This is a genomic window from Nonomuraea sp. KM88, assembly GCF_052245635.1.
In the GTDB taxonomy this organism is placed as follows: Bacteria; Actinomycetota; Actinomycetes; order Streptosporangiales; family Streptosporangiaceae; genus Nonomuraea.
Genome location: NZ_JBQQCC010000002.1, coordinates 371596 through 393692, shown reverse-complemented (window position 1 = coordinate 393692; position 22097 = coordinate 371596). Strand labels below are relative to the sequence as shown.

Sequence of the window (22097 nt, the reverse complement as noted above, 5' to 3'; positions counted from 1 at the left end):
GGCGGGCCGTTACCCTAGGTGATCGTGAACGAGGGGCGGGTGGTGCGGCGGCGGCTCGGATTCGGGGGGACGCTGCTGGCCGTGCTGTTCGCCTGCGCCTCGCTGACGCCGTCGTTGCTGCCCCGCACGTGGCTCCTGCAGGGGGTCATGGGCGCCGTCACCGGGATCATCGGCTACGCGGCAGGAGCGGCGCTGGGCGCGCTGGCGCGTTCGGTGATCCGCTACCGGCCGTCCGAGCGGGCACGGTGGATCGCCTGGCAGGTCCTGATCGCGGGCTGCGCCGCGGTGGGCGCGATCACGCTCTGGTACAGCTACGACTGGCAGCGCGACCTGCGGGCCCTCATGGGCATGGACACGCGGATCACCTGGTTCCCTCCGGTGATCCTCGCCGTGGCCCTCGGCCTGTTCGCCGTGATCCTGTTCCTGTGCAGGCTGGTACGCCTGGGCGGCCGCAAGCTGATCGGCTGGCTGGACCGGTACGTGCCGTCGTTCGCGGGGCACGCCATCGGCGTGCTGGTCATCGCCGTCCTGGTGGGGGTGCTGGCGAACGACGTGCTGTTCTCCGGGTTCGTGGCCAGGGTGAGCGACGTCTCGTCGGTCGCCAACAAGGGCACCAATCCGGGCGTGCGCCCGCCCGTGTCGCGTTCCCTGTCGGGCGGCCCGGGCTCGCTGGTGAGCTGGGAGTCGCTGGGCAGGGAGGGCCGCAGTTTCGCCGGCAGCGCCGTCACCCCCTCCCTGCTGACCGCCTTCTCCGGCCGTCCGGCCGCCGAGCCCATCAGGGTGTACGTCGGCCTCGAAGCCGCGGCCACCCCCGAGGCGCAGGCGGCGCTGGCCGTGCGCGAGCTGGAGCGCACCGGCGCGTTCGACCGGTCGATCATCGCCGTGCTCGGCACGACCGGCACCGGCTGGGTGGACGAGCACGTCGCCGACGCGCTCGAGTACATGTACAACGGCCGCTCCGCCATGGTCGCGGTGCAGTACTCCTACCTCCCGAGCTGGGTGTCGTTCCTGGTCGACAGGGGCAGGGCGGCGGCCGCGGGCAAGGCGTTGTTCGAGGCGGTGCAGGCCCGGCTGGCCCTGCTGCCGCCCGACGACCGGCCGCGGCTGGTGGTGTCGGGGGAGAGCCTGGGCTCGTACGAGCTGGAGCGGGCGTTCAGCGACCTGGACGACATGGCGGCCAGGACGGACGGTGCGCTGTTCGTCGGGCCGCCGAACGCCGACCCGATCTGGCGGCGGCTCACCGAGGGCCGCGAGCCCGGCAGCCCCGTGTGGCGGCCGGTCTACGACGGCGGCAGGACGGCCAGGTTCGCCCAGCGCCCCGCCGACCTGAGCCGCCCGCCCGGCCCGTGGCCGCACCCTCGCGTGGTCTACCTGCAGAACGCCTCCGACCCGGTGGTGTGGTGGACGCCGGAGCTGATCTACCGCAGGCCGGCCTGGCTGGAGGAGCCGCGGGCGCCGGGCATGAACCCGCAGATGAACTGGTTCCCGCTGGTGACGTTCTGGCAGGTGCTGGTGGACATGACGGCCGCGCTGTCGGTGCCGCCCGGGCACGGGCACCGCTACAACTCCGACATCGTGGACGGGTGGACCGCCGTGGCCCCGCCGCCGGGTTGGAGCGCCGACGACACCGGCAGGCTGCGCGCGCTGATCAGCGGGAACTGACCCGCCCTTCGTCGTCGCTCTGCTGCGCGGGACGCCGTACCGCGCCGGGCGCGAACGGCTCGGGCCTGCCCTTGAGCCGGTCGGAGGAGTGCAGCTGCCAGGGCACGCTGGTCACCATGACTCCCGGTTTGAACAGCAGGCGCGCCTTCAGCCGGAGCGCGCTCTGGTTGTGCAGCAGGTGCTCCCACCAGTGGCCGACCACGTATTCGGGGATGAACACGGTCACCACGTCGCGCGGTGAGCGCCTGCGCAGCGTCTTGACGTAGTCGAGGACGGGCTGGGTGATCTCGCGGTAGGGCGAGTCGAGCATCTTGAGCGGCACCGGGATGCCGAGGCGCTCCCACTCCTCCTGCAGCCTGCGCGCGTCCTCCCCTTCGACGCCCACGGTGACGGCCTCCAGCGTGGACGGCCGGGTGACGCGGGCGTACGCGAGGGCGCGCATGGTCGGCTTGTGGATCTTCGAGACCAGTACGATCGCGTGGTTGCGCGCGGGCAGCATGGCCGGCTCGTAGTCCTCGGAGATCTCCAGCTCGGCCGCCACGTTGTCGTAGTGGCGCCTGATGCCTTTCATCATGAGGAACAGGATCGGCATCACGATCACCACGATCCACGCCCCGACCAGGAACTTCGTCAGCAGCACCACGATGAGCACCAGCCCCGTCATGATCGCCCCGAAGAAGTTGATCGCGCGGGAGCGGTACATCTGGTGCCGGATCCTGGGCTCGGTCTCGGTCTTCAGATGGCGGGTCCAGTGGATGACCATGCCGGTCTGGCTCAGCGTGAACGAGACGAAGACCCCGACGATGTAGAGGTTGAGCAGGCGGCTGACGTCCGCGTCGAACCCCCAGAGGAGCAGGCACGCGCCGAGCGCCAGAATGACGATGCCGTTGGAGAAGGCCAGCCGGTCGCCGCGGGTGTGCAGCTGGCGCGGCAGGTAGCGGTCCTGGGCCAGGATCGAGCCGAGCACGGGGAAGCCGTTGAAGGCCGTGTTGGCGGCCAGGAAGAGGATCAGCGCCGTCACCGCCGAGACGACGATGAACGGCATCGACCCGCCCCCGAACACCGCGTCGGCCACCTGGGAGATGATCGGCTGCTGGTAGTAGCCAGGGCCGACGGGGGTGCCGTCCGGCCTGAGCAGGTCCTCGGCGACCACCGACGGCTCGGCCACCTTCACCCCTGACGCGAGGCCGAGGGCGATGATGCCGCTGAACATGCTGATCGCCACCAGCCCCATCATCAGCAGCGTGGTGGCGGCGTTCTTGCTCTTGGGCTTCCTGAACGCGGGCACGCCGTTGCTGATGGCCTCGACGCCGGTCAGGGCCGCGCAGCCGGAGGAGAACGCGCGCAGGATCAGGAACGCCGCGGCGAAGGCCGTGAGGTTGGTCTGCTCGGGCTCGATGGTGAAGTGGGCGCTGGGCGCCTGGATCTGCTCGTCCAGGATCAGCAGCCGGAACCCGCCCCAGGCGATCAGCCCCAGGACGGCGACCATGAACGCGTACGTCGGGACGGCGAACGCGGCGCCCGACTCGCGGATGCCGCGCAGGTTGACCACGGTCAGCAGGACGACGATGACGACGGCGACGGCGGTCTTGTGCTGGCCGACGAACGGGATCGTGGCGCCGACGTAGTCGACGCCGTTGGCGACGGACACCGCGACGGTCAGCACGTAGTCGACCATGAGAGCGCTGGCCACGGTGAGCCCGGCGTTGCTGCCGAGGTTGGTGGTCGCGATCTCGTAGTCGCCGCCGCCGCTGGGGTAGGCGTGCACGTTCTGCCGGTACGACGCCACGACCGTGAGCATGACGACCACGACGGCGAGCGCCACCCACGGGCTGTAGGCGTAGAAGGAGGCTCCCGCGAGCGAGAGGATGACGAGGATCTCCTGGGGCGCGTACGCCACGGACGAGAGGGCGTCACTCGCGAAGACGGGCAGGGCGATGCGTTTACGCAGGAGCTGCTCGTGGAGCTGCCCGCTACGCAAGGCACGTCCCACGAGCACGCGTTTGACGAGATCCGTCACCTTCGACACGTAACGAGATGCTAGTCCTCTGCCAGGGCGATCGAACGCGGCAGCCCCCATCGGGCCATACTGGTGTCGAGCAACCTGCCGACCGCGAACATGCGGGGGGAAATGCATATTGTGATCATGGGATGTGGCCGGGTGGGTTCGACCCTCGCGCACATCCTCGAAGACGGCGGTCATTCCGTCGCCATCATCGACCGCGACCCGCAGGCGTTCCGGCGGCTGCGGGCCGGGTTCCGCGGGCGGCGGGTGACGGGTGTGGGCTTCGATCGCGACGTGCTCACCGAGGCGGGCGTCGAGTCCGCGACCGCGTTCGTGGCGGTCTCCAGCGGCGACAACTCCAACATCATCTCCGCCCGCGTGGCGCGTGAGACGTTCGGTGTCGACAACGTGGTGGCCCGCATCTACGACCCCCGCCGGGCCGAAGTCTACCAGCGGCTGGGCATCCCGACGGTGGCGACCGTACGCTGGACCGCCGACCAGATCATGCGCCGCATCCTCCCCGAGGGCGCCGAGCCGCTCTGGCGCGACCCCACCGGCACCGTCGTCCTGGCCGAGACGGCCGCGCACCCGGCCTGGATCGGCACCCGCGTCGTCGAGCTCGAGGAGCGGGCGCGGGCTCGCGTCGCCTTCATCAACCGCATGGGCGAGGCCGTGACCATCGGGCCCGACACGGTGGTGCAGGAGGGCGACGTGCTGCACGTCATCGCCGCCGAGAGCGACATGGACCGGATCAACAAGGTGCTGGCCGCGGCACCGGAAGAGGAAGACTGATGCGCGTCGCCATCGCCGGAGCGGGCGCCGTGGGCCGCTCCATCGCGGCCGAGCTCCTGGAGAACGGCCACGACGTGCTGCTCATCGACGTCGACCCCGGCGCCATCAAGATCGACAGCGTGCCGCGCGCGGAGTGGCTGCTCGCCGACGCCTGCGAGATCGCCTCCCTCGACGAGGCCGGGCTCAACAACTGCCACGTCGTGGTGGCCTCCACCGGCGACGACAAGGTCAACCTGGTGGTGTCGCTGCTGGCCAAGACCGAATACGGCGTGCCGCGCGTGGTCGCCCGCATCAACCACCCCAACAACGAGTGGCTGTTCAACGAGTCGTGGGGCGTCGACGTGGCCGTCTCGACCCCGCGCCTGCTGAGCGCGCTGGTGGAGGAGGCGGTGAGCGTCGGTGATCTGGTGCGCCTGATGACGTTCCGCCAGGGGCAGGCCAACCTGGTCGAGCTCACCCTCGCCGACGACGCCCCCGTTGTGGGCCATCGGGCCGGCTCGGTGCCGTGGCCCGTGGACGCCGCCCTGGTGGCGATCCTGCGCGAGGGGAGGGTGCTCGTCCCCACGGCCGACGATCCGCTGGAGGCGGGCGACGAGTTGCTCTTCGTGGCCAACCAGGAGGTCGAGCAGGAGCTGGCCCACCTGCTGTCGCAGCACTGACGGAAGGCCCCCTCGCGAGCGGCGTGCTAGGGGGTCGCGCCGCCTTTCAGGACTCCCAGACGAACTCGTTGAACCGGTTGGGGTCGTCCTTGTCGGCGCAGAATCTGTGGCTACGCGGCGACTGGTAGGGAATGTCGACGTATGTCTCGCTGCTGACGTTCTTGCCGCAGGTCAGGTTCTGCGGGTCGGTGTCGTCATCGGCGATGGCGGGCACGGCCGCGAGCAGCAGGGCCGTGGTGGTCAGGGCAAGGGCGGCGACAACGCTTCTGAGCATGATGGCTCCCGTACGAGTGAGCGGGCAGTTCCACCGGCTTTCTTACCCTCCGTAGCGGATCGCGTACTTAAGGGTTACTTCCCGAGGTCTTTAACGTCTGCGACTTTCGGCGCCCCGGCTGGATGTCCCGCGATCGGCGGGTAGGGGGAGCCCATGCGCCACAACGTGCTGGCTTGTGACTATGACGGGACCCTGGCCCGCGCGGGCCACGTGACCGAGACGACGATCGAGGCGCTGGAACGGCTCTCCCGCGCCGGCATCAAACTCGTGCTGGTCACCGGGCGCGAGCTCGACGACCTGCTCACCGTGTTCCCGCACCCCGGCCTGTTCGACCTGATCGTCGCCGAGAACGGCGGCCTGCTGTACGACCCGGGGCAGCGCACCCGCGACGCCCTGGCCACGCCTCCGCCCGCCGCGCTGGCCGACCGGCTGCGCGGCGAAGGGGTCAGCCCGCTCGGCGTGGGGCAGGTGGTGGTCGCCACGCGCGAACCGCACGACGTGCGCGTCCTGGCGGCCATCCGGGACCTCGGGCTGGAGCTGCAGGTGATCTACAACAAGGGCGCCGTCATGGTGCTGCCGCCGGGCGTGAACAAGGCGAGCGGCCTGGCCGCCGCCCTCGACCGGCTGTCGCTGTCGGCGCACAGCTCGGTCGCGATCGGCGACGGGGAGAACGACCACGCGTTCCTGACCGCCGCCGAGTGCGGCGCCGCCGTCGCCAACGCGCTGCCCGCGCTCAGGGACTCGTGCGACCTGCCCCTGGCGGGTGAGGCCGGCGACGGGGTGGCCGAACTGGCCGGGATGATGCTCTCGGGCGACCTGGACGCGGTGGACGTGCCGCGCCGTCACGTCCTGCTTGGCCATCGCGGCAACGAGGAGGTGCGGCTGCGACCGTACGGCTCCGGGCTCCTGGTGGCGGGCCCCTCGGGCAGCGGCAAGTCCACGGTGACGACGGCGCTGCTGGAGCGGCTCGTCGGCGACGGCTACCAGTGCGTGATCGTGGACCCTGAGGGCGACTACGCCGACTACCCGGGTATCACCGTGCTCGGCGACCCGGACCGGGTGCCCGGCGTGGAGGAGGTCGCGCACGTGCTGGAGCAGCCGCGGCAGAGCGTCGTGGTCAACCTGATCGGCCTGCAGCTGCGCGACCGCCCCACGTACTTCGCCGAGCTGCTGCCCCGGCTGACCGGCGTGCGCGCCAAGCTCGGCCACCCGCACTGGGTGGTCGTCGACGAGGCCCACCACCTGCTGCCCGCCGAGGTGCGGCGGGTGCCGCTGGGCGAGGCCGCCGACCTCGGATCGTTGCTGATGATCACCGTGCATCCCGAGGCGGTGAGCACCGAGGCGCTGCGCCTGGTGACGACCACGATCGCGGTGGGCAAAAAGCCCGAAAGCACGCTCGCCGCATTCGCCGGCGCCCTCGCCCAGGAGACGCCCTCACTCGACCCGGTCGCCGATGGCGACATCGCGCTGTGGCAGCGCGGGGACGAGACGGCCCGGCACCTCACCCTCACGCCCGCGACCGTCGAACGCACCCGGCACCGCCGCAAGTACGCGGCGGGCACCATGGCCAAGGACAAGAGCTTCTACTTCACCGGACCCGGCGAGCGGCTGCGGTTGCGGGCGCGCAACCTGCACACCTTCGTCGAGCTGGCCGAGGGCGTGGACGACGACACCTGGCTGCACCACCTGCACAGGGGCGACTACTCACAGTGGATCCGCGACTGCCTCGGGGACGCCGGCCTCGCCGACGAGGTGGCGGAGCTGGAGCGGGCGGACGAGCCGCAGCCCGCGGAGAGCAGGCAGCGGGTGGCAGACCTCATCGGCAGGCGCTACACCCTTCCCGCCGAGCCCACCGCCTTCGACCCGGACCACGACGACCGCTGAGCCCTCTGCCGCCGCAGGACGCGCAAGGGCGGGGCGGGCGTCGTCGCGGAACGGTCAGACCGGCGCGGCCGGATTGGCGGGGGTGCGACCGCGGCCGAGCACCCACAACATCGCGGCGAACGCGGCCACCTGGAGCGGCCAGCCCATCACGATCTTGGCGAATCCGAGCGCCGCCACCGCCTGGTCGCCGCCTCCGAACAGGTAGACGGGCCCCTGCACGGCCACCCGCACCGCGCACGGCAACAGGAGCAGCCACGTCAGCCGGGTGCAGAGCCGCACGATGCCCTGGTCCTTGTGCCAGGCCGTCGGATCGCCCGTGACCGAGCCGATCAGGAATCCGACGACCGGCCAGCGCGTGACGATCGACACCAGCATGGCGAGCATGTAGGCGGCGTTCCAGAGGATGCCGGGCAGGAAATAGTCTTTCGCGTCGCCCGTGCGGCTGGCGAAGAACGCGCCGATCGCGATGCCGATCAGGCTGTTGATCACGAACTGCGGCGTGGACCGCTGCACGATCCTGACCGCCAGCAGCACCACCGACAGGGCGACGCTGATGATCAACGACAGCTTCAGGTCCTCTGTGGTGATCCAGGACACCGTGAAGGCGATCGTGGGGACCGCCGCCTCGATGATGCCGCGCACGCCGCCGAAGGCCTTGGCGAGCTGGGCCCGCACCGCCGCCTCAACCGTGTCGTGGGCGGCCTCTTCTGCCTCGGCACTCACTCGATCAACTCCCTGGGCGCAGCTCGTAACGCGGATTGAACATCACCTTGCGCCCGTCCTGCATGCTGACCAGGCCCTCGGCCTTGACCGTGCGGCCGGGCTCGATGCCCACGATCTTGCGTCGGCCGAGCCAGACCAGGTCGATCACGTCTGACCCGTCATAGAGCTCGGCCTCAAGCGCGGGAGCACCACCCCTCGGGCGCAATGTCACTGTACGTAGCGTACCCGCCACGCAGAAGCGCCGGCGCCCGCCACACGAGGCGATCGGGGTGGCGCCGACCTCATCGGCGTCTTCCCTCAGCTCCTGGGCCTCGATCTCGGACTGGGAAGATGCCAGCCGACTCAAGAACCCGCGCAATCCCCTGCGTTTCTGGGGCTCTGCCGTACTCATGATGGAGCCAGCCTATGTGATGTCAGCCGTCAGCGAATCTCACTGATCTCCGGCCCTCTCCTGAACGGGTTGAACCCCTGCTGCTCCTGCTGCTGCTCGGCTCCCGGCTCGTTGGGGCGGCGCAGCGGGATCGGCTCCTCGCGCGCCATCGGCTCGTCGCCCCGCACCACCACGACGTCCTTGATGAAGTCGATGTACGCCGTCGCGACCGTCTCGTCGACGGCCGCCTTGCCGGAGATCACCGCGAGCAGGAACCAGCGCGGCCCGTCGATGCCGAGGTAGCGGGCGGGCCTGCTGTTGCCGTCGGCCTTCATCTCGCCGGTCAACTCGCTGCCGAACGGGCCCTCCCGCTCCTCCAGGTGCTTGGCCTGTGCCAGGATCTTGGCCTTGACCTCGTCCCACAACCCCGAGCTGCGCGGCGCGGCCAGGGCCTGCAACTGCAGCGAGCTGTCTTCGTACAGAGCCACGACGCCGACGTGCTGGTCGCCGACCGACGCCAGCCGTACGTCGAAGTCGGGATTGTGCGGCAGCCGCAGGCCGCCGAGGTCGATCCTGTCGGTGCCGGGGTGGGGCTCGTCGGCGTCCCACGGGCCGGACTCTCGGGTGGGCGCGGCAGACTCCTGCTCGATCGCCTGTTCCGGCTGCTCACGACGACGACGTCGGAACACGTTCCTCACTCTCCTTGCTCACCGGGCCGCCTGGCGGCCCGCCATGTCGAAGGGCCGCGGGCGCGGCCCGCTGGTCAGCGTCCTGTAGATCCGAATCCGTTGGCGCCGCGCACCGAACCGGGCAGGCGCTGGACCTCGTAGAAGGCCGCGCGCTCCACCCGCTGGACCACGAGCTGCGCCATCCGGTCGCCCCGCCGGAGGCGGAACGGTTCCTTGGCGTCGGTGTTGATCAGCGTCACCCTGATCTCGCCGCGGTATCCGGCGTCGACCGTGCCGGGCGCGTTGACCAGGGTGACACCGTGCCGGGATGCCAGCCCCGACCTCGGGTGCACGAACGCGGCGTAGCCGTCGGGAAGGGCGATCGCCACTCCCGTGCCGACGACGGTCCGCTCGCCGGGCATCAGCTCGACGTCCTCGACCGCGTAGAGGTCGGCGCCCGCGTCACCGGGGTGGGCGTAGGACGGCATCGGCAGCTCGGCGTCGAGCCGCTGGATGAGGACCTCGGGGCCCGCACCTGCGTTGGTCAAGGGTTCACCTCGTAGTCGTGTTCGGCGGCGATGCCTGACCGATCGCCGTGCTTGGCGAAGTGTTCCATGTTCACCTCGATGCACGGGGCCGCCGCGCGGACGGCGACCGAGCCGCCGATGGCGCCGATTCGCCCCTCAGCCTCAAGGTACGCCTTCCGGCCCGCGTTGCCGTTGCACCAGGCACGCAGGTGGAGTGTCGTGCCCACGGGGACGGGGAGGCGCGGGCCGGTCACGGAGGAACGCGTCACGGGTGACGAGGTTACTCCGTGTCCGCGCACCCGCCGTCCGTCTTCCCCCTCCCACCTCCCACCGGCCCCTCGACCGCACGCCTTCCCGGCCAGCTGACCACGCACCTTCCAGCCCCACTCACCCCGTTTCGCCACCCGCCCAGCCCGGCCGCCCGTCGTCGCCGCACTGTTCACACGACGCGGCGGCGTGCCCGAGCTTCTCGGCGGTCAAGCGGCCTATGGACGTGGATCGGCGTCGTCCCCGCCCTGCTCGGGACCGTCACCCCGCGGACTGGCGGCGGTGCGATCCTGCGGAGCGGCGGCCTCGGAGCGCGCCTCCGTGCCGTCCGTGTGCTCACCGGCGTCGCCGTCCCTGGGCCGGGGGACGTCTCCGGTCTCACCCGAGCCGGCGGCCGGACGAGGGCCGGGGATGTCACCGGGCGTGGCCGGCTCGGGTCCGGCCGGGGCGGGGGACGTGTGGTCCGGTGGTGGCAGAGCGGGACGGCTCGAACGCAGCTCCGGGAGCGCCCGGTAGATCACCGCCGCCACCGGCACCGCCACGGCGGCCCCCGCGATGCCCGCGAGGATGCCCCCGACGGCCAGCACCAGGATGATGGCGAGCGGGTGGAAGTTGAGTGCCCGGCCCACGATCAGCGGCTGGAGCACGTGGTTCTCGAGCTGCTGCTCGATGACGAGGATGCCGAGGAAGATCAGCGCGAAGATGAGACCCTTGGCGCCCAGCGTGACGAGCGTGGCGACGGTGCCCGCGAAGAAGATGCCGACGATGGGGATGAAACTGGCGAAGAAGATCAGCACGGCAAGCGGCGCCCACAGCGGCACCCCCATGCCGGCCAGCACGAACCCCATGATCAGGCCGTGTACGGCGGCCACGGCCACGGTGCCCTGAACGTAGTGGGAGAGCGTGGTCCACGCGGCCCGCCCCGCACGGTCGACGCGCGGAGCCACGCCGCCGAACGCCTTGAGGAACCACGCCCAGATGCGGTCGCCGTCCTTGAGCAGGAAGAACGTCACGAAGAGCAGCAGCACGATGGACGCGAGCACCTCGAAGGCCACCGCGCCGGCCGACAGGACGGTGCCGGTGATGGCCGTGCGCTGCGCGTTGACCATGTCGACGACCTCGTCGACGTAGCCGATGATCTGCGCCTCTTCCAGCTGCAGCGGGCCGCTGATCAGCCATTCCTGCACGGACCTGGCGGTCTCCTGGACCTGCCGGACGAGGTTGGGGAACTCCTCGCTGGCCCGCGCCCCGACGAGCCAGCCGGTGCCGGCCAGCACGGCCAGCGCCACCAGCATGGTGAGCCAGGTGGCGTAGATGGGCCGCATGCCGGCGCGGCGCAGGGCGTTGGTCAACGGGAACAGCAGCGCGGTCAGCAGCAGCGCGATCGCCACGGGCAGCGCCACGAACGTGAGCCCGGCGATGACCTGGACGAAGTAGTAGACGACCACGCCGACGAGGATCAGGCACCCGCACCATGCGGCCATCTTGGCCAGGACGGGCGGCACGAGATTGGTTGGGCGGTCGGGAAGCACGGTTCAAGACTGGCACGTCCCGGCGGCGGATGCGCGCGGTTATCACCCCGGCGTGATCGCCCGCGGGCTGCCCTGACGCCGTCGTGCCCGGCGCGCGCCGCTGGTCGTGCCCGGCCGGCGCCGGAACTCGCTCTTCTTCGCCCTGCACAAGGACGTCAGCAGGGGCCGCTGACGCCGGGCGCCCGCCATGGGGCGCCCGGCGTGCGGACGTCAGCCGAGATGGACCTCGACTCGCAGCGCGTCACCGTGCTCCAGGACGAACTCCTCGACGTTGCCCGCCGCGCACAGGTCGTCCTGGGCCTGCCGCACGAGCGCGGTCTCAGGGCCCGTGACGGTCAGCCTGCTGACCTCGGCCCGCATCGACAGCCTGGCCTCCGACTTGGCCTTGCGCACCCGCCCGAGCACCTCTGAGGCCACGGCCAGCACCGCCGGGTCACCGTCGCCGCGTTCAGCCTGGGGCCACGGCGCGCGGTGGACCGAGCCCTCGCGCCACCACGACCACACCTCCTCGGTCACGAAGGGGAGGAACGGCGCGAACAGCCGCAGCAGCACGTCGAGGGCCTGCCGCAGCGCCGCGTGCGCGGAGGCCGCGGCGGGGCCGGACTCGTAGGCGCGGGCCTTGACCAGCTCGAGGTAGTCGTCGCAGAACGCCCAGAAGAAGCGCTCGACGGCCTCCAGCGCCCTGGTGTGGTCGTAGGCGGCGAGCCCTTCCCCCGCCTCGCGTACGGCGTCGGAGAGGGCCGCCAGCATCGACAGGTCGAGCGGCTCGGTGACGTCGCCCTCGCTGCCGGCCAGCCCGAGCACGAACTTCGAGGCGTTGAGGATCTTGATCGCCAGCCGCCGGCCGATCTTGAGCTGCCCGGCGTCGAAGGCGGTGTCGACGCCGTAGCGCCCGTTGGCCGCCCAGTAGCGCACGGCGTCGGAGCCGTGCTTGTCCAGCAGGTCGAGCGGGGTGACGACGGCGTTGCCCTTGGACTTGGACATCTTCTTGCGGTCGGGGTCGAGGATCCACCCCGAGATCGCCACGTCGCTCCACGGCAGCCCGCCGAACTCGTAGTGCGACCTGACCACGGTCGAGAACAGCCAGGTGCGGATGATCTCGTGCGCCTGCGGCCGCAGGTCGGCCGGGAAGACCCGCCTGAACAGGTCGTCGTCGCTCTCCCAGCGGCCGGCGATCTGCGGTGTCAGCGACGAGGTGGCCCAGGTGTCCATGACGTCGGGGTCGGCCACGAATCCGCCGGGCGCGCCGCGCCGGTCCTCGGTGTAGCCGGGCGGAACGTCGGAGGACGGGTCGACCGGCAGGGCGTCCTCGGCCGGCAGGATCGGCGCGTCGTGGACGGGCTGCCCGGACTCGTCGACCGGATACCAGACCGGGAAGGGCACGCCGAAGAAGCGCTGGCGGGAGATCAGCCAGTCGCTGGTGAGGCCCTGCACCCAGTTGTCGTAGCGCACGCGCATGTGCGGCGGGTGCCACGCCAGCTCGCCGCCCCGCTGCAGCAGCCGCTCGCGCAGCTCCTCGTCGCGGCCGCCGTTGCGGATGTACCACTGACGGGTGGTGACGATCTCCAGCGGCCTGTCGCCGCGCTCGTAGAACTTCACCGTGCGCTGCACAGGACGGGGCTCGCCCTCCAGGTCGCCGGACTCGCGCAGCAGCTCCACGATGCGCTCGCGCGCGCTGTGGACGGTCTTGCCCGCCAGCTCTTTGTACGGCTCGGCGTCGACGCCCTCGGGCGGCTCCGGCAGCAGCCGGCCGTCCCAGCCGATGACCGGCCGGGTCGGCAGCCGCAGCTCGCGCCACCAGGTCACGTCGGTGACGTCGCCGAACGTGCAGATCATCGCGATGCCGGTGCCCTTGTCGGGCTCGGCCAGGCGGTGTGCCAGCACCGGCACCTCGACGCCGAACAGCGGCGTCAGCACCGACGTGCCGAACAGCGGCTGGTAACGCTCGTCGTCGGGGTGCGCGACCAGCGCCACGCACGCCGGGATCAGCTCGGGCCTGGTCGTCTCGATCCAGACCGGACCCCGCTCGCCGTAGAAGGAGATCCGGTGAAAGGCGCCGGGCCATTCGCGGTCTTCCAGCTCGGCCTGCGCGACGGCGGTGCGGAAGGTGACGTCCCACAGCGTGGGCGCCTCGGCGAGGTAGGCCTCGCCGCGCCTCAGGTTGCGCAGGAACGCCCGCTGGGAGACCGCCCGGGACTCGTCGCTGATCGTGGTGTAGAGCAGCGACCAGTCGACCGACAGGCCGACCCGCCGCCACACCTCCTCGAACGCCCGCTCGTCGAGTGCGGTCAGCTTGTGGCACAGCTCCACGAAGTTGCGCCGCGAGACGGGGAGTTCGCGCTTGCCCGGCTTGTCCGGCGGGACGAAGTCAGGGTCGTAGGGCAGCGACGGGTCGCAGCGCACGCCGTAGACGTTCTGCACCCGGCGCTCGGTGGGCAGGCCGTTGTCGTCCCAGCCGATGGGGTAGAACACCGATTTTCCGGTCATCCGCTGGTAGCGGGCCATGATGTCGGCGTGGGTGTAGGAGAAGACGTGCCCGATGTGCAGCGAGCCCGACACGGTCGGCGGCGGCGTGTCGATGGAGTAGACCCGCTCGCGCGGCACGGACCTGTCGAAGCGGTAGGTGCCCTCAGCGTCCCAGCGAGCTACCCATACCTGCTCCAAGCCATCGAGAGTCGGCTTTTCCGGCATGGAGGCATGGCCTGGTCGCTGTTGAGTCATGCCTCCTTATGCTACGGCTTCGGCGCACGGCAAGCGGTACAGACTAGTGTTCGTTACCAACGGGAAGGGAGATCGGTATGGCGGAGGACAAGCCAGACGTGGCCTGGCGGGTCATCGGCGGCTTGGTGGGGCTCGTGACGGCCTGGGCGGCCAGGAAGCTCCTCGGGTTCGTCTGGGTGAAGGCGACCGGCAAGGAGCCTCCTGTCGACACCGACTCACCCGAGGTCAGCCTGGGCGAGGCCATCGGCTACGCCGTCCTGATGGGCGTCGGCATGTCCGTGGCCCAGATCGTGGTCAACCGGACCGCCAAGAAGCGTTACGACGCGTGGAAGGCTGTGAAGCAGGTGACTCCAGGGCATTGAGAAACTCGTTCGCCCAGCGGTCCACGTCGTAGGTGGCCACCCGGCGGCGCATGGTGCGCATCCGCCGGGCCAGCTCGTGCGGCGTGGCCCGCATCGCCGCCATCATCTGGCGCTTGACGTCCTCCACGTCGTACGGGTTGACCAGGTACGCCTGGCGCAGCTCGTCCGCCGCCCCGGTGAACTCGCTGAGCACCAGCGCGCCGTTCAGGTCGTGGTGGCAGGAGACGTACTCCTTGGCCACCAGGTTCATCCCGTCACGCAGCGGGGTGACGACCATGACGTCGGCGGCGAGATAGAGCGCGGCCAGTTCCTCCTGGTCGTACGACTGGTGGAAATACTGCACGGGCTGGTAGCCGAGCTGCGCGTGCTCGCCGTTGATCCGGCCCACCTGCAGTTCGATGTCGTCACGCAGGCGCCGATATTCCTCCACCCGTTCCCTGCTCGGCGTGGCGATCTGCACGAACACCGCCTCGTTCGGCCGCAGCCGCCCGTCCTTGAGCAGCTCGCCGAACGCTTCCAGCCGCTGTCCGATGCCCTTGGTGTAGTCGAGGCGGTCGACGCCGAGCAGCACGTGCTCGGGGTCGCCCAGCTCGACCCTGATCTCCTTGGCCCGCGCCGCGATGTGCGGCTCGCGCACGAGCGAGTCGAGGTGCGCGAAGTCCACGGAGATCGGGAACGCCTGGGTGGTCACGATGCGGTCGTCGAGGAAGATCTCGTTCCCCTTGTACGGCAGCCCGAGCAGCCGCCGGCACAACCTGCGGAAGTTGGAGGCGCCACCGGGCAGCTGGAAGCCCACCAGATCGGCCCCGAGCAGCCCTTCGACCAGTTCCTTGCGCCACGGCAGCCGCCAGAACAGCTCCGTCGGCGGGAACGGGATGTGCAGGAAGAACCCGATCCGCAGGTCGGGCCGCAGTCTGCGGAGCATCGCGGGCACCAGTTGCAACTGGTAGTCCTGCACCCACACGACCGCGCCCTGCTCGGCGGCGTCGGCGGCAGCGGCGGCGAACCGCTCGTTGACCGAGCGGTAGGCCTCCCACATCTCCCGGTGGTAGACCGGCGGCGCCACGACGTCGTGGTACAGCGGCCACAGGGTGGCGTTGGAGAAGCCCTCGTAGTACAGCTCGACTTCGCTGGCGGACAGCGGGATCGGGACGAGGTTCATGCCGTCCTGCTCGAACGGCTCCAGCTTCTCGTCGGGCGCCCCGTGCCAGCCGGCCCAGGCTCCGTGGCGGCGTTTCATCACCGGTGCGATCGCGGTGACGAGCCCGCCAGGACTCCTGCGCCACGAGGCCGTTCCGTCAGGCTCGATCGTGCGGTCCACCGGCAACCGGTTCGCGACGATCAGAAACGAGCTACGGCCAGTCACGCAGTCCTCCTCTAGGGGTCAAATGTCGGGAAAGTCGCCAAGAGCGCGACTCAGAGCGACCGCCACCGACTCCGGACCCGCATGGGGGATGATCGCGGCGATGTGGGAATCGGGCCTGATGAGCCATGCCTCATCGGGCCCGGCGCCGAGCTTCTCGGCGAGCGAGCCTGTCCCGTCCATCTCCGCGAACCCACGTACGGCGTGCGGTGCCTTAATGACCTTGCCCATAACCTGCACAAACAAACGCGAATCGCACATTTCACCCAGGAGGAGCAGGAATCCGTCCCGGCAGAACTCCCGCAGCCTGCCCGCCGGCAACGGCACGTCAGGAAGAATCACCCCTGGCGCGGGCACGCAGCGTGAACCCTTGGGCGGCCTGCCGGGAAACGGCCTGGCCGAATCCGGCGTCGTGAGCGGCGAATCCACGTACCAGAAGGGCTCCGCGAACCGGCCCGAGTCGATCTCCGCGACGAGCCCGCCCTCCAGCGCGGCCCGCCGGCGCATCCGCTCCTCCACGGTCCTGGGCGCGATGAACCGCATGGTGGCGGCGGTCACCTCCAGGTTCTCCAGCGCGGCCGCGTGCCGCTCGGTGTGGTACGTCTCCAGCAGCTCCTCCCCTGCCCAGCCGTTGAGCACGAACGCCAGTTTCCAGGCCGCGTTCTCGGCGTCGGGAACGCCGGAGTTGAGCCCGCGCGCCCCGAACGGCGCCACCAGGTGGGCGCAGTCGCCCGCCAGCAGCACGCGGCCCGCGCGCATGCGGGAGGCCAGCCGCGAGTGGAAGCGGTACGTGCTGTGCCACAACAACTCGTACGGCCGGTCCCCCACGACCTTCCTGATGTTCCGCGCCCTGTCCTCGTCCGTCGGGATGAAGTCGGGCGCGATCTGCCAGTCGATCCTGAACGTCCCGCCGGGGCACGGATGGATCAGCACCTGCCGGCCCGGGTTCCACGCGGGGTCGAAGTAGAAGCGGCGCTCGTTCTCCCAGCCGGGCAGGTCGGCCCTGATGTCGCAGATCAGGAACTGGTCGTCGTACGTCTCCCCGTCGAACGTGACCCCGAGCGCCTCGCGTACCCGCTGCGCCCTGGCGCCCGCGCAGGCCACCGCGTAGGGCGCGCGCAGCAGCCGTCCTCCGCAGTGCACGGTGACGCCGCAGGCGTCCTGGGTGATGCCGGTGACCTCGTGGTTCCAGCGCACCTCGATGAGCGGCTGCGCGGCCACCGCCGCGTCGAGGATCTGCTCGGTGCGGGTCTGGGAGATGTTCACGCAGGCCGGCAGCGGGCCCTCGCGCTCGAACGACCACGAGAACAGCTCGCGGCCCCGGTAGTAGGTGCGGGCGGTGGTCCAGGCCAGGCCCTCCTCGGCCACCCGGCCCGCGCCGGCGGCGCACCAGATGTCCAGCACGTCGCGCTGCTGGCAGATCGACTTCGATCCGCCCCGCCCCCGCTCCGCGCGCTGGTCGAGCACGAGCACCCGGACACCCCAGCGGGCCAGCAGCAGCGCGGCGCTCAGCCCGACCGGACCCGCCCCGATGACGATCACCTGCGGGGCCGCTTCGACCTGCGGGGACGCCCCGCATACCCCGGACAGAGGAAGAGATCCCACGACCTGCGGGGCCGCTTCGCGTCCCCGCGACCTTCCGGCGTTCATGACTGGAGCTCGTCCCAGACCTCGCGGTCGCGCTCGGCGGTCCACACGCGCGGGCGCTCGACGCCGTGCAGCTCGTCCCAGAGCCTGGAGACGTTGAACGGCAGGCAGTGCTCGAAGATCGGCCAGGAGCCGTAGCGGGGCTCCAGGGCCCGATAAGCACGCTCGAACGCCTCCTTCAGCGTGCCCGCCGCGCTCACCTCGCGCAGCATGACGGCGAGGAAGTCGCGCGTCTGGCCGACGGCCGCCTCGACCTCCCCCGCGCCGCGCGCCACCGCTCCCCTGCCTCCGACCAGCGTCTCGGCCCCGAACGACGCCACGCGGTCGAGGGTGGACGACGCCCAGTCGCGGTGGAAGGCGTCGCCGGTGTAGAGGGCCGCCTGCGACTCGACCAGGTCGCCCGCGAACAGGATGCGCTGCCGGGGCAGCCACGCCACCAGGTCTCCCTCGGTGTGGCCGCGGCCGCAGTAGTGCAGCACCAGGTCGCCGCGGTCGCCGCCCAGGTCGATGGTGAACCTGTCGCTGAACGTCGCCGTCGGCCAGGTCAGCCCCGGGATCGAGGCCGGCTCCTTGAACAGGCGGGGCATCCTGGCGTACTCGCTGGCCCAGTCCTGCTCGCCGCGCTCGGCGATCAGCTCGCGGGTCTTCTCGTGCGTCACGATCACGTCGGCGCCGAACGCGGAGGCGCCCAGCACCCTCACCGCGTGGTAGTGCGACAGCACCAGGTAGCGGATCGGCTTGTCCGTGTGCTCGCGCAGCCTGGCCAGCCACGCGCGGGCCGCCACCGGCGTCGCGAGGGCCTCGAAGCAGACCAGGAAGTCCTCTCCCTCGACGGCGCCCACGTTGGGGTCGCCCTCGGCCGTGAGCGCGTAGACGCCCTCGGCCAGGGTCTCCAGGGACTGCCGCTTCTCACCGAGATCCGCCGACGAGGCGAACGGCTTGGCCATCGCGCACCCTCCTCACTCTCCGCGATCACATCACCACTGGTAGAAGCCCTTCCCGGTCTTGCGGCCCAGCTCACCGGCGGCCACCTTCTCCCGCAGCAGCGCGGGCGGCTCGAAGCGGGGTCCGAGCCGGGCGTGCAGATAGCCGGCGATGGCCAGCCGCACGTCCAGGCCCACCAGGTCGCTCAGCCTGAGCGGCCCCATCGGATGGCCGTAGCCGAGCGTCATCGCGGTGTCGATGTCCTCGGCCGAGGCGACGCCCTCCTCCACCATGCGGATGGCCTCCAGCCCGAGCAGCACCCCCAGCCTGCTGGTGGCGAACCCCGGCGAGTCGTTGACCACCACGCCGGTCTTGCCGATGCGCTCGACGTGCCCCCTCGCCCGGCCGAGCACGGCGGCCGGGGTGGATCCGGTGACGACGATCTCGACCAGCCGCTGGACCGGGACGGGGTTGAAGAAGTGCAGGCCGATCAGGCGTTCGGGGCGGTCGAGGGCGGCGGCGAGCTCGGCGATGGACAGCGAGCTGGTGTTGGTGGCCAGCACGGCGTCGTCCCCGGCCTTGGCCTCGGCCTCGGCCAGCACCTCGACCTTGAGCGCCGCGTCCTCGGGCACCGCCTCGATCACCAGGTCGGCGTCCGCGGGCACCTCGGCCATGGCCAGGCGGGCCAGCGCCTCGTCCTTGTCCTCCACCGAACCCTTGGACTCGGCGATGGCCAGGCCCTCGGCGATGCGCCGCCTGGCCGCCTCGGCCTGCGGCTCCCGTACGGTGACGTGGTCGCCCGCGGCCAGGAAGACCTGCGCGATGCCCGCGCCCATCCGCCCGCCGCCGATCACGGCCACGTTCACGGGGCCTCCACCAGCATCGCGACGCCCTGGCCCACGCCCACGCAGAGGCTGGCCAGCCCGCGCCGGCCGGACTCGCGCTCCATCCGGCCGAGCAGCGTGACGACCAGGCGGGCGCCCGAGCAGCCCAGAGGATGGCCGAGCGCGATGGCGCCGCCGTCGGCGTTGACCGTCTCGGGGTCCAGGCCGAGCCGGCGGACGCAGGCGAGCAGTTGCGGCGCGAACGCCTCGTTGATCTCGACGGTGTCGGCGGACTCCCAGCCGGCGCGGGCCAGGGCCTTCTTCGTCGACGGGACCGGGCCCAGCCCCATCAGGTGTGGCTCCACGCCCGCGGACGCGCCGGCGACGATCCTCGCCCGCGGCGTCAGTCCGTGCCGGCGTACGGCCTCCTCGCCGGCGACCACCACGGCCGCCGCGCCGTCGGAGAGCGGGGACGACGAGCCCGCCGTGACGACGCCGCCCGCACGGAAGATCGTCCTGAGTTTCGCCAGGCGCTCCATCGAGGTGTCGGGGCGCGGGCCCTCGTCGGCGGTGACCTCGCCGACGGGGACGAGGTCGGCGGCGAAGCGGCCCTCCTTGGCTGCCGCCACCGCCCGGGTGTGGCTGCGCAGCGCCCAGGCGTCGGACTCCTCCCTCGTGATGCCGTCGAGCGCGGCCACCTCCTCGGCGGTCTCGCCCATCGACATCGTGACGCGCGTGTCGAAGTGCGGGTTGGCGAAGCGCCACCCGAGCGAGGTGTCGGCCACCTCGCCCGGTTTCGCCCAGGGGGTGCCCGGCTTGGCCATCACCCAGGGAGCCCGGGTCATGGACTCGACACCGCCGGCCACCACGAGGTCCGCCTCGCCCGCGCGCACGGCCTGCGCGGCCGAGACGATCGCGGTCAGGCCGCTGGCGCAGAGCCGGTTGACGGTGTACGCGGGCGTCGTCGCGGGCAGCCCGGCCAGCAGGGTGGCCATGCGGGCGACGTTCCTGTTGTCCTCGCCCGCCTGGTTGGCGGCGCCCAGGATCACCTCGTCGAACGCCTCGGGATCGGCGCCGCTGCGGCGCACCGCCTCGCCGACGACCAGCGCCGCCAGGTCGTCGGGGCGGACGCCGGCCAACGCGCCGCCGTACCTTCCCATGGGGGTGCGCACGCCGCCGACCAGGTACACCTCAGTCATGTCACTCCTCGCGCACGGGGATTATGCCGGTCGCCTGGATTGCACCACATGGAAGCGGCCCGCGACGTAACCGGGGTCGGTGAGCGAGGCCGTGGCCGCCGGGTTGGCGCCGCTGCCGTGGTAGTCGCTGAACGCGGCCGACTGGTTGACGAAGACGCCGCCGGTCAGGTTGCACGACAGGTTGACGCCGGCGTCGAGGGCCGCGCGCTCGGCCTGGTCGAGCACGTCGGAGGAGGTGGAGTAGGCGGAGGCGGTGAGCGCGCCGCGGGCCTTGATCGTGCGGCGCAGCACGTCGAGGCTCTCCCGCGTCGAGCCCGTGGGGATGACGAACGAGACGGGGCCGAAGTGCTCGTGCCCGTAGACGTCCGGCCGATCGGGATCGACCCGGACGATCACCGGCGTCCTGATCACGGCGTCGGGGAACGCGGGATGCGCGGGCGTCCGCGACTCCAGCACCACCTCGCCGAGCGACGGCGCCGCCTCCACCCTGGCCAGCACGTCGGGGTTGACGAGCGCGCCGGTCAGCTCGACCGCGCGGGCGTCGTCGCCGAGCAGCCTCCCGACGGCGGCGGCAAGCCCGGCGGCGACCTCGTCGAAGCTCTTGTGCCCCTCGTCGGTCTCGATGCCTCCCGAGGGGACGAGAATGTTCTGGGGCGCCGTGCACATCTGGCCGCTGTAGAGCGACAACGAGAACGCCAGGTTGCCCAGCATGCCCTTCCAGGAATCGGTGGAGTCGATGACCACCGTGTTGACCCCGGCCTTCTCCGTGTGCACGAGCGCCTGCGTGGCGTTCCGCTCCAGCCAGTCGCCGAACTCCGTCGACCCGGTGAAGTCCACGATGCGGATGTCGGGGTGCGTCGCCAGCGTCCTGGCCAGGCCGTTGCCCTCCTCGGCGGCCAGCGTGACGAGCGCGGGGTCGTACCCGGCCTCGGCCAGCACCTCGCGGGCGATCTGGACCGTGATCGCGAGCGGCAGCACGGCGCGCGGGTGCGGCTTGACGATCACCGGATTGCCGGTGGCGAGCGAGGCGAACAGCCCCGGGTAGGCGTTCCACGTCGGGAACGTGTTGCAGCCGATCACGAGCGCGACGCCCCTGGGCACGACGGTGAAGCGCTTCTCCATCACCAGCGGCTCGCCCTTGGCGGGCTTCTCCCAGCGGGCGGCGGCGGCCGAGGAGGTCATGGCGGCGTAGGCGTAGGCGACGGCCTCAAGCGCGCGGTCCTGCGCGTGCGGCCCGCCCGCCTGGAAGGCCATCACGAACGCCTGCCCGGTGGTGTGCTGCACCGCGTTGGCCAGCTCGAACCCGCGCTTGTTGATCCGGTCGACGATCTCGACGCAGGCCAGCGCACGCGCCTCGGGCCCGGCGTCGCGCCAGGCGGGCAGCGCCGCCTTCGCGGCCTCGATCAGATCGCCGGCGACCGGCTCCGGGTAGGTGACGCCGAGGTCGATCCCGTACGGCGAACGTTCCGCGCCGATCCAGGCCCCGGTGCCCGGCTGGTCGAGGGGGAAGGGTTTGCCGAGGTACGACTCGAAGGCCTCCTTGCCGTGCTCGGCCGCGCCCTCGCCGTAGACGCGCGGACTGGGCGACTCGGGATAGGCACTCCAGTAACCGCGTCCGGCGATCGCGGAAAGGGCTTTCTCCAGGGTCTCGCGGTGCTGTTCGAACATGGTGCTCACCCTCTTGACAGCGATCG

At 71.1% G+C, this 22097-nt stretch carries 20 protein-coding genes; 5 read left to right on the top strand and 15 right to left on the bottom strand.

The window, feature by feature from the left end; all coding sequences use genetic code 11:
* Positions 1-24 precede the first annotated feature (24 nt).
* Entirely contained in the window at positions 25-1662 is a 1638-nt protein-coding gene (locus ACTWPV_RS07535) for an alpha/beta hydrolase (protein WP_443151151.1), read from the top strand.
* Here the strand turns inward: ACTWPV_RS07535 and ACTWPV_RS07530 are convergent.
* Positions 1649-3691 (bottom strand): APC family permease, encoded by a 2043-nt coding sequence (locus ACTWPV_RS07530; RefSeq protein WP_443151150.1) that lies wholly within the window; start codon positions 3689-3691, stop codon positions 1649-1651. The two genes, ACTWPV_RS07535 and ACTWPV_RS07530, sit on opposite strands and share 14 nt — an antisense overlap.
* A 102-nt stretch (positions 3692-3793) precedes the next feature.
* Between ACTWPV_RS07530 and ACTWPV_RS07525 the strand changes: the two genes are divergently transcribed.
* On the top strand, positions 3794-4459 hold the full coding sequence (locus ACTWPV_RS07525) for a potassium channel family protein (protein ID WP_347646820.1): 666 nt from the start codon (positions 3794-3796) through the stop codon (positions 4457-4459).
* Positions 4459-5118, top strand: a complete 660-nt coding sequence (locus ACTWPV_RS07520) for a potassium channel family protein (RefSeq protein WP_347646821.1) — start codon at positions 4459-4461, stop codon at positions 5116-5118. The genes ACTWPV_RS07525 and ACTWPV_RS07520 overlap by 1 nt, the downstream gene beginning before the upstream one ends.
* 46 nt (positions 5119-5164) lie before the next feature.
* On the opposite strand, the gene ACTWPV_RS07515 is transcribed toward ACTWPV_RS07520, so the two are convergent.
* Positions 5165-5392, bottom strand: a complete 228-nt coding sequence (locus tag ACTWPV_RS07515) for a hypothetical protein (protein WP_443151149.1) — start codon at positions 5390-5392, stop codon at positions 5165-5167.
* A 153-nt stretch (positions 5393-5545) separates the two neighbouring features.
* On the opposite strand from ACTWPV_RS07515, the gene ACTWPV_RS07510 reads away from it, so the two are divergent.
* Positions 5546-7276 (top strand): HAD-IIB family hydrolase, encoded by a 1731-nt coding sequence (locus ACTWPV_RS07510; RefSeq protein ID WP_443151148.1) that lies wholly within the window; start codon positions 5546-5548, stop codon positions 7274-7276.
* 54 nt (positions 7277-7330) lie between these two features.
* Here ACTWPV_RS07510 and ACTWPV_RS07505 read toward each other — a convergent pair whose 3' ends face one another.
* The 7 genes from ACTWPV_RS07505 to valS all read right to left on the bottom strand — a co-directional run bounded on the left by ACTWPV_RS07505 (position 7331) and on the right by valS (position 14054).
* Positions 7331-7999: a DUF3159 domain-containing protein gene (locus tag ACTWPV_RS07505; RefSeq protein ID WP_347646824.1), complete on the bottom strand. Its 669-nt coding sequence runs from the start codon at positions 7997-7999 to the stop codon at positions 7331-7333.
* A gap of 4 nt (positions 8000-8003) precedes the next feature.
* The gene (locus ACTWPV_RS07500; RefSeq protein WP_443151147.1) at positions 8004-8210 is read right to left on the bottom strand and encodes an OB-fold nucleic acid binding domain-containing protein; all 207 of its coding nucleotides are present in this window, start codon (positions 8208-8210) and stop codon (positions 8004-8006) included.
* Positions 8211-8419: 209 nt separating this feature from the next.
* Complete coding sequence (locus ACTWPV_RS07495) at positions 8420-9058, bottom strand: DUF3710 domain-containing protein (RefSeq protein WP_443151146.1); 639 nt, start codon at positions 9056-9058, stop codon at positions 8420-8422.
* Positions 9059-9132: 74 nt separating this feature from the next.
* Complete coding sequence (gene dut, locus ACTWPV_RS07490; protein ID WP_347646827.1) at positions 9133-9585, bottom strand: dUTP diphosphatase; 453 nt, start codon at positions 9583-9585, stop codon at positions 9133-9135.
* A complete protein-coding gene (locus ACTWPV_RS07485; RefSeq protein ID WP_347646828.1) occupies positions 9582-9833 on the bottom strand; it encodes a hypothetical protein in 252 nt (83 codons plus the stop codon). The genes dut and ACTWPV_RS07485 overlap by 4 nt, the downstream gene beginning before the upstream one ends.
* 216 nt (positions 9834-10049) lie before the next feature.
* The gene (locus tag ACTWPV_RS07480) at positions 10050-11363 is read right to left on the bottom strand and encodes an AI-2E family transporter (protein WP_443151145.1); all 1314 of its coding nucleotides are present in this window, start codon (positions 11361-11363) and stop codon (positions 10050-10052) included.
* A 210-nt stretch (positions 11364-11573) separates the two neighbouring features.
* Positions 11574-14054, bottom strand: coding sequence for a valine--tRNA ligase (gene valS / locus ACTWPV_RS07475; RefSeq protein WP_443151457.1), 2481 nt, complete (start codon positions 14052-14054; stop codon positions 11574-11576).
* 107 nt (positions 14055-14161) lie between these two features.
* On the opposite strand from valS, the gene ACTWPV_RS07470 reads away from it, so the two are divergent.
* Positions 14162-14446, top strand: coding sequence for a DUF4235 domain-containing protein (locus tag ACTWPV_RS07470; protein WP_347618039.1), 285 nt, complete (start codon positions 14162-14164; stop codon positions 14444-14446).
* Here the strand turns inward: ACTWPV_RS07470 and ACTWPV_RS07465 are convergent.
* From ACTWPV_RS07465 to paaN, 6 genes are read right to left on the bottom strand one after another with little or no spacing between them, the layout of a single operon-like run.
* Positions 14379-15812, bottom strand: coding sequence for an alpha,alpha-trehalose-phosphate synthase (UDP-forming) (locus tag ACTWPV_RS07465; protein ID WP_347646830.1), 1434 nt, complete (start codon positions 15810-15812; stop codon positions 14379-14381). The two genes, ACTWPV_RS07470 and ACTWPV_RS07465, sit on opposite strands and share 68 nt — an antisense overlap.
* Before the next feature lie 18 nt (positions 15813-15830).
* A complete protein-coding gene (locus ACTWPV_RS07460; RefSeq protein WP_443151144.1) occupies positions 15831-17414 on the bottom strand; it encodes an FAD-dependent oxidoreductase in 1584 nt (527 codons plus the stop codon).
* Between the two features lie 41 nt (positions 17415-17455).
* Entirely contained in the window at positions 17456-18403 is a 948-nt protein-coding gene (locus ACTWPV_RS07455; protein WP_443151143.1) for an MBL fold metallo-hydrolase, read from the bottom strand.
* A gap of 30 nt (positions 18404-18433) precedes the next feature.
* Positions 18434-19246 (bottom strand): 3-hydroxyacyl-CoA dehydrogenase family protein, encoded by an 813-nt coding sequence (locus ACTWPV_RS07450; RefSeq protein ID WP_347646833.1) that lies wholly within the window; start codon positions 19244-19246, stop codon positions 18434-18436.
* Positions 19243-20403 carry a thiolase family protein gene (locus ACTWPV_RS07445; protein WP_443151142.1) on the bottom strand — a complete coding sequence of 387 codons (1161 nt, stop codon included), beginning with the start codon at positions 20401-20403 and terminating at the stop codon, positions 19243-19245. The genes ACTWPV_RS07450 and ACTWPV_RS07445 overlap by 4 nt, the downstream gene beginning before the upstream one ends.
* Before the next feature lie 21 nt (positions 20404-20424).
* The gene (gene paaN, locus ACTWPV_RS07440) at positions 20425-22071 is read right to left on the bottom strand and encodes a phenylacetic acid degradation protein PaaN (RefSeq protein WP_443151141.1); all 1647 of its coding nucleotides are present in this window, start codon (positions 22069-22071) and stop codon (positions 20425-20427) included.
* Positions 22072-22097: the final 26 nt, after the last annotated feature.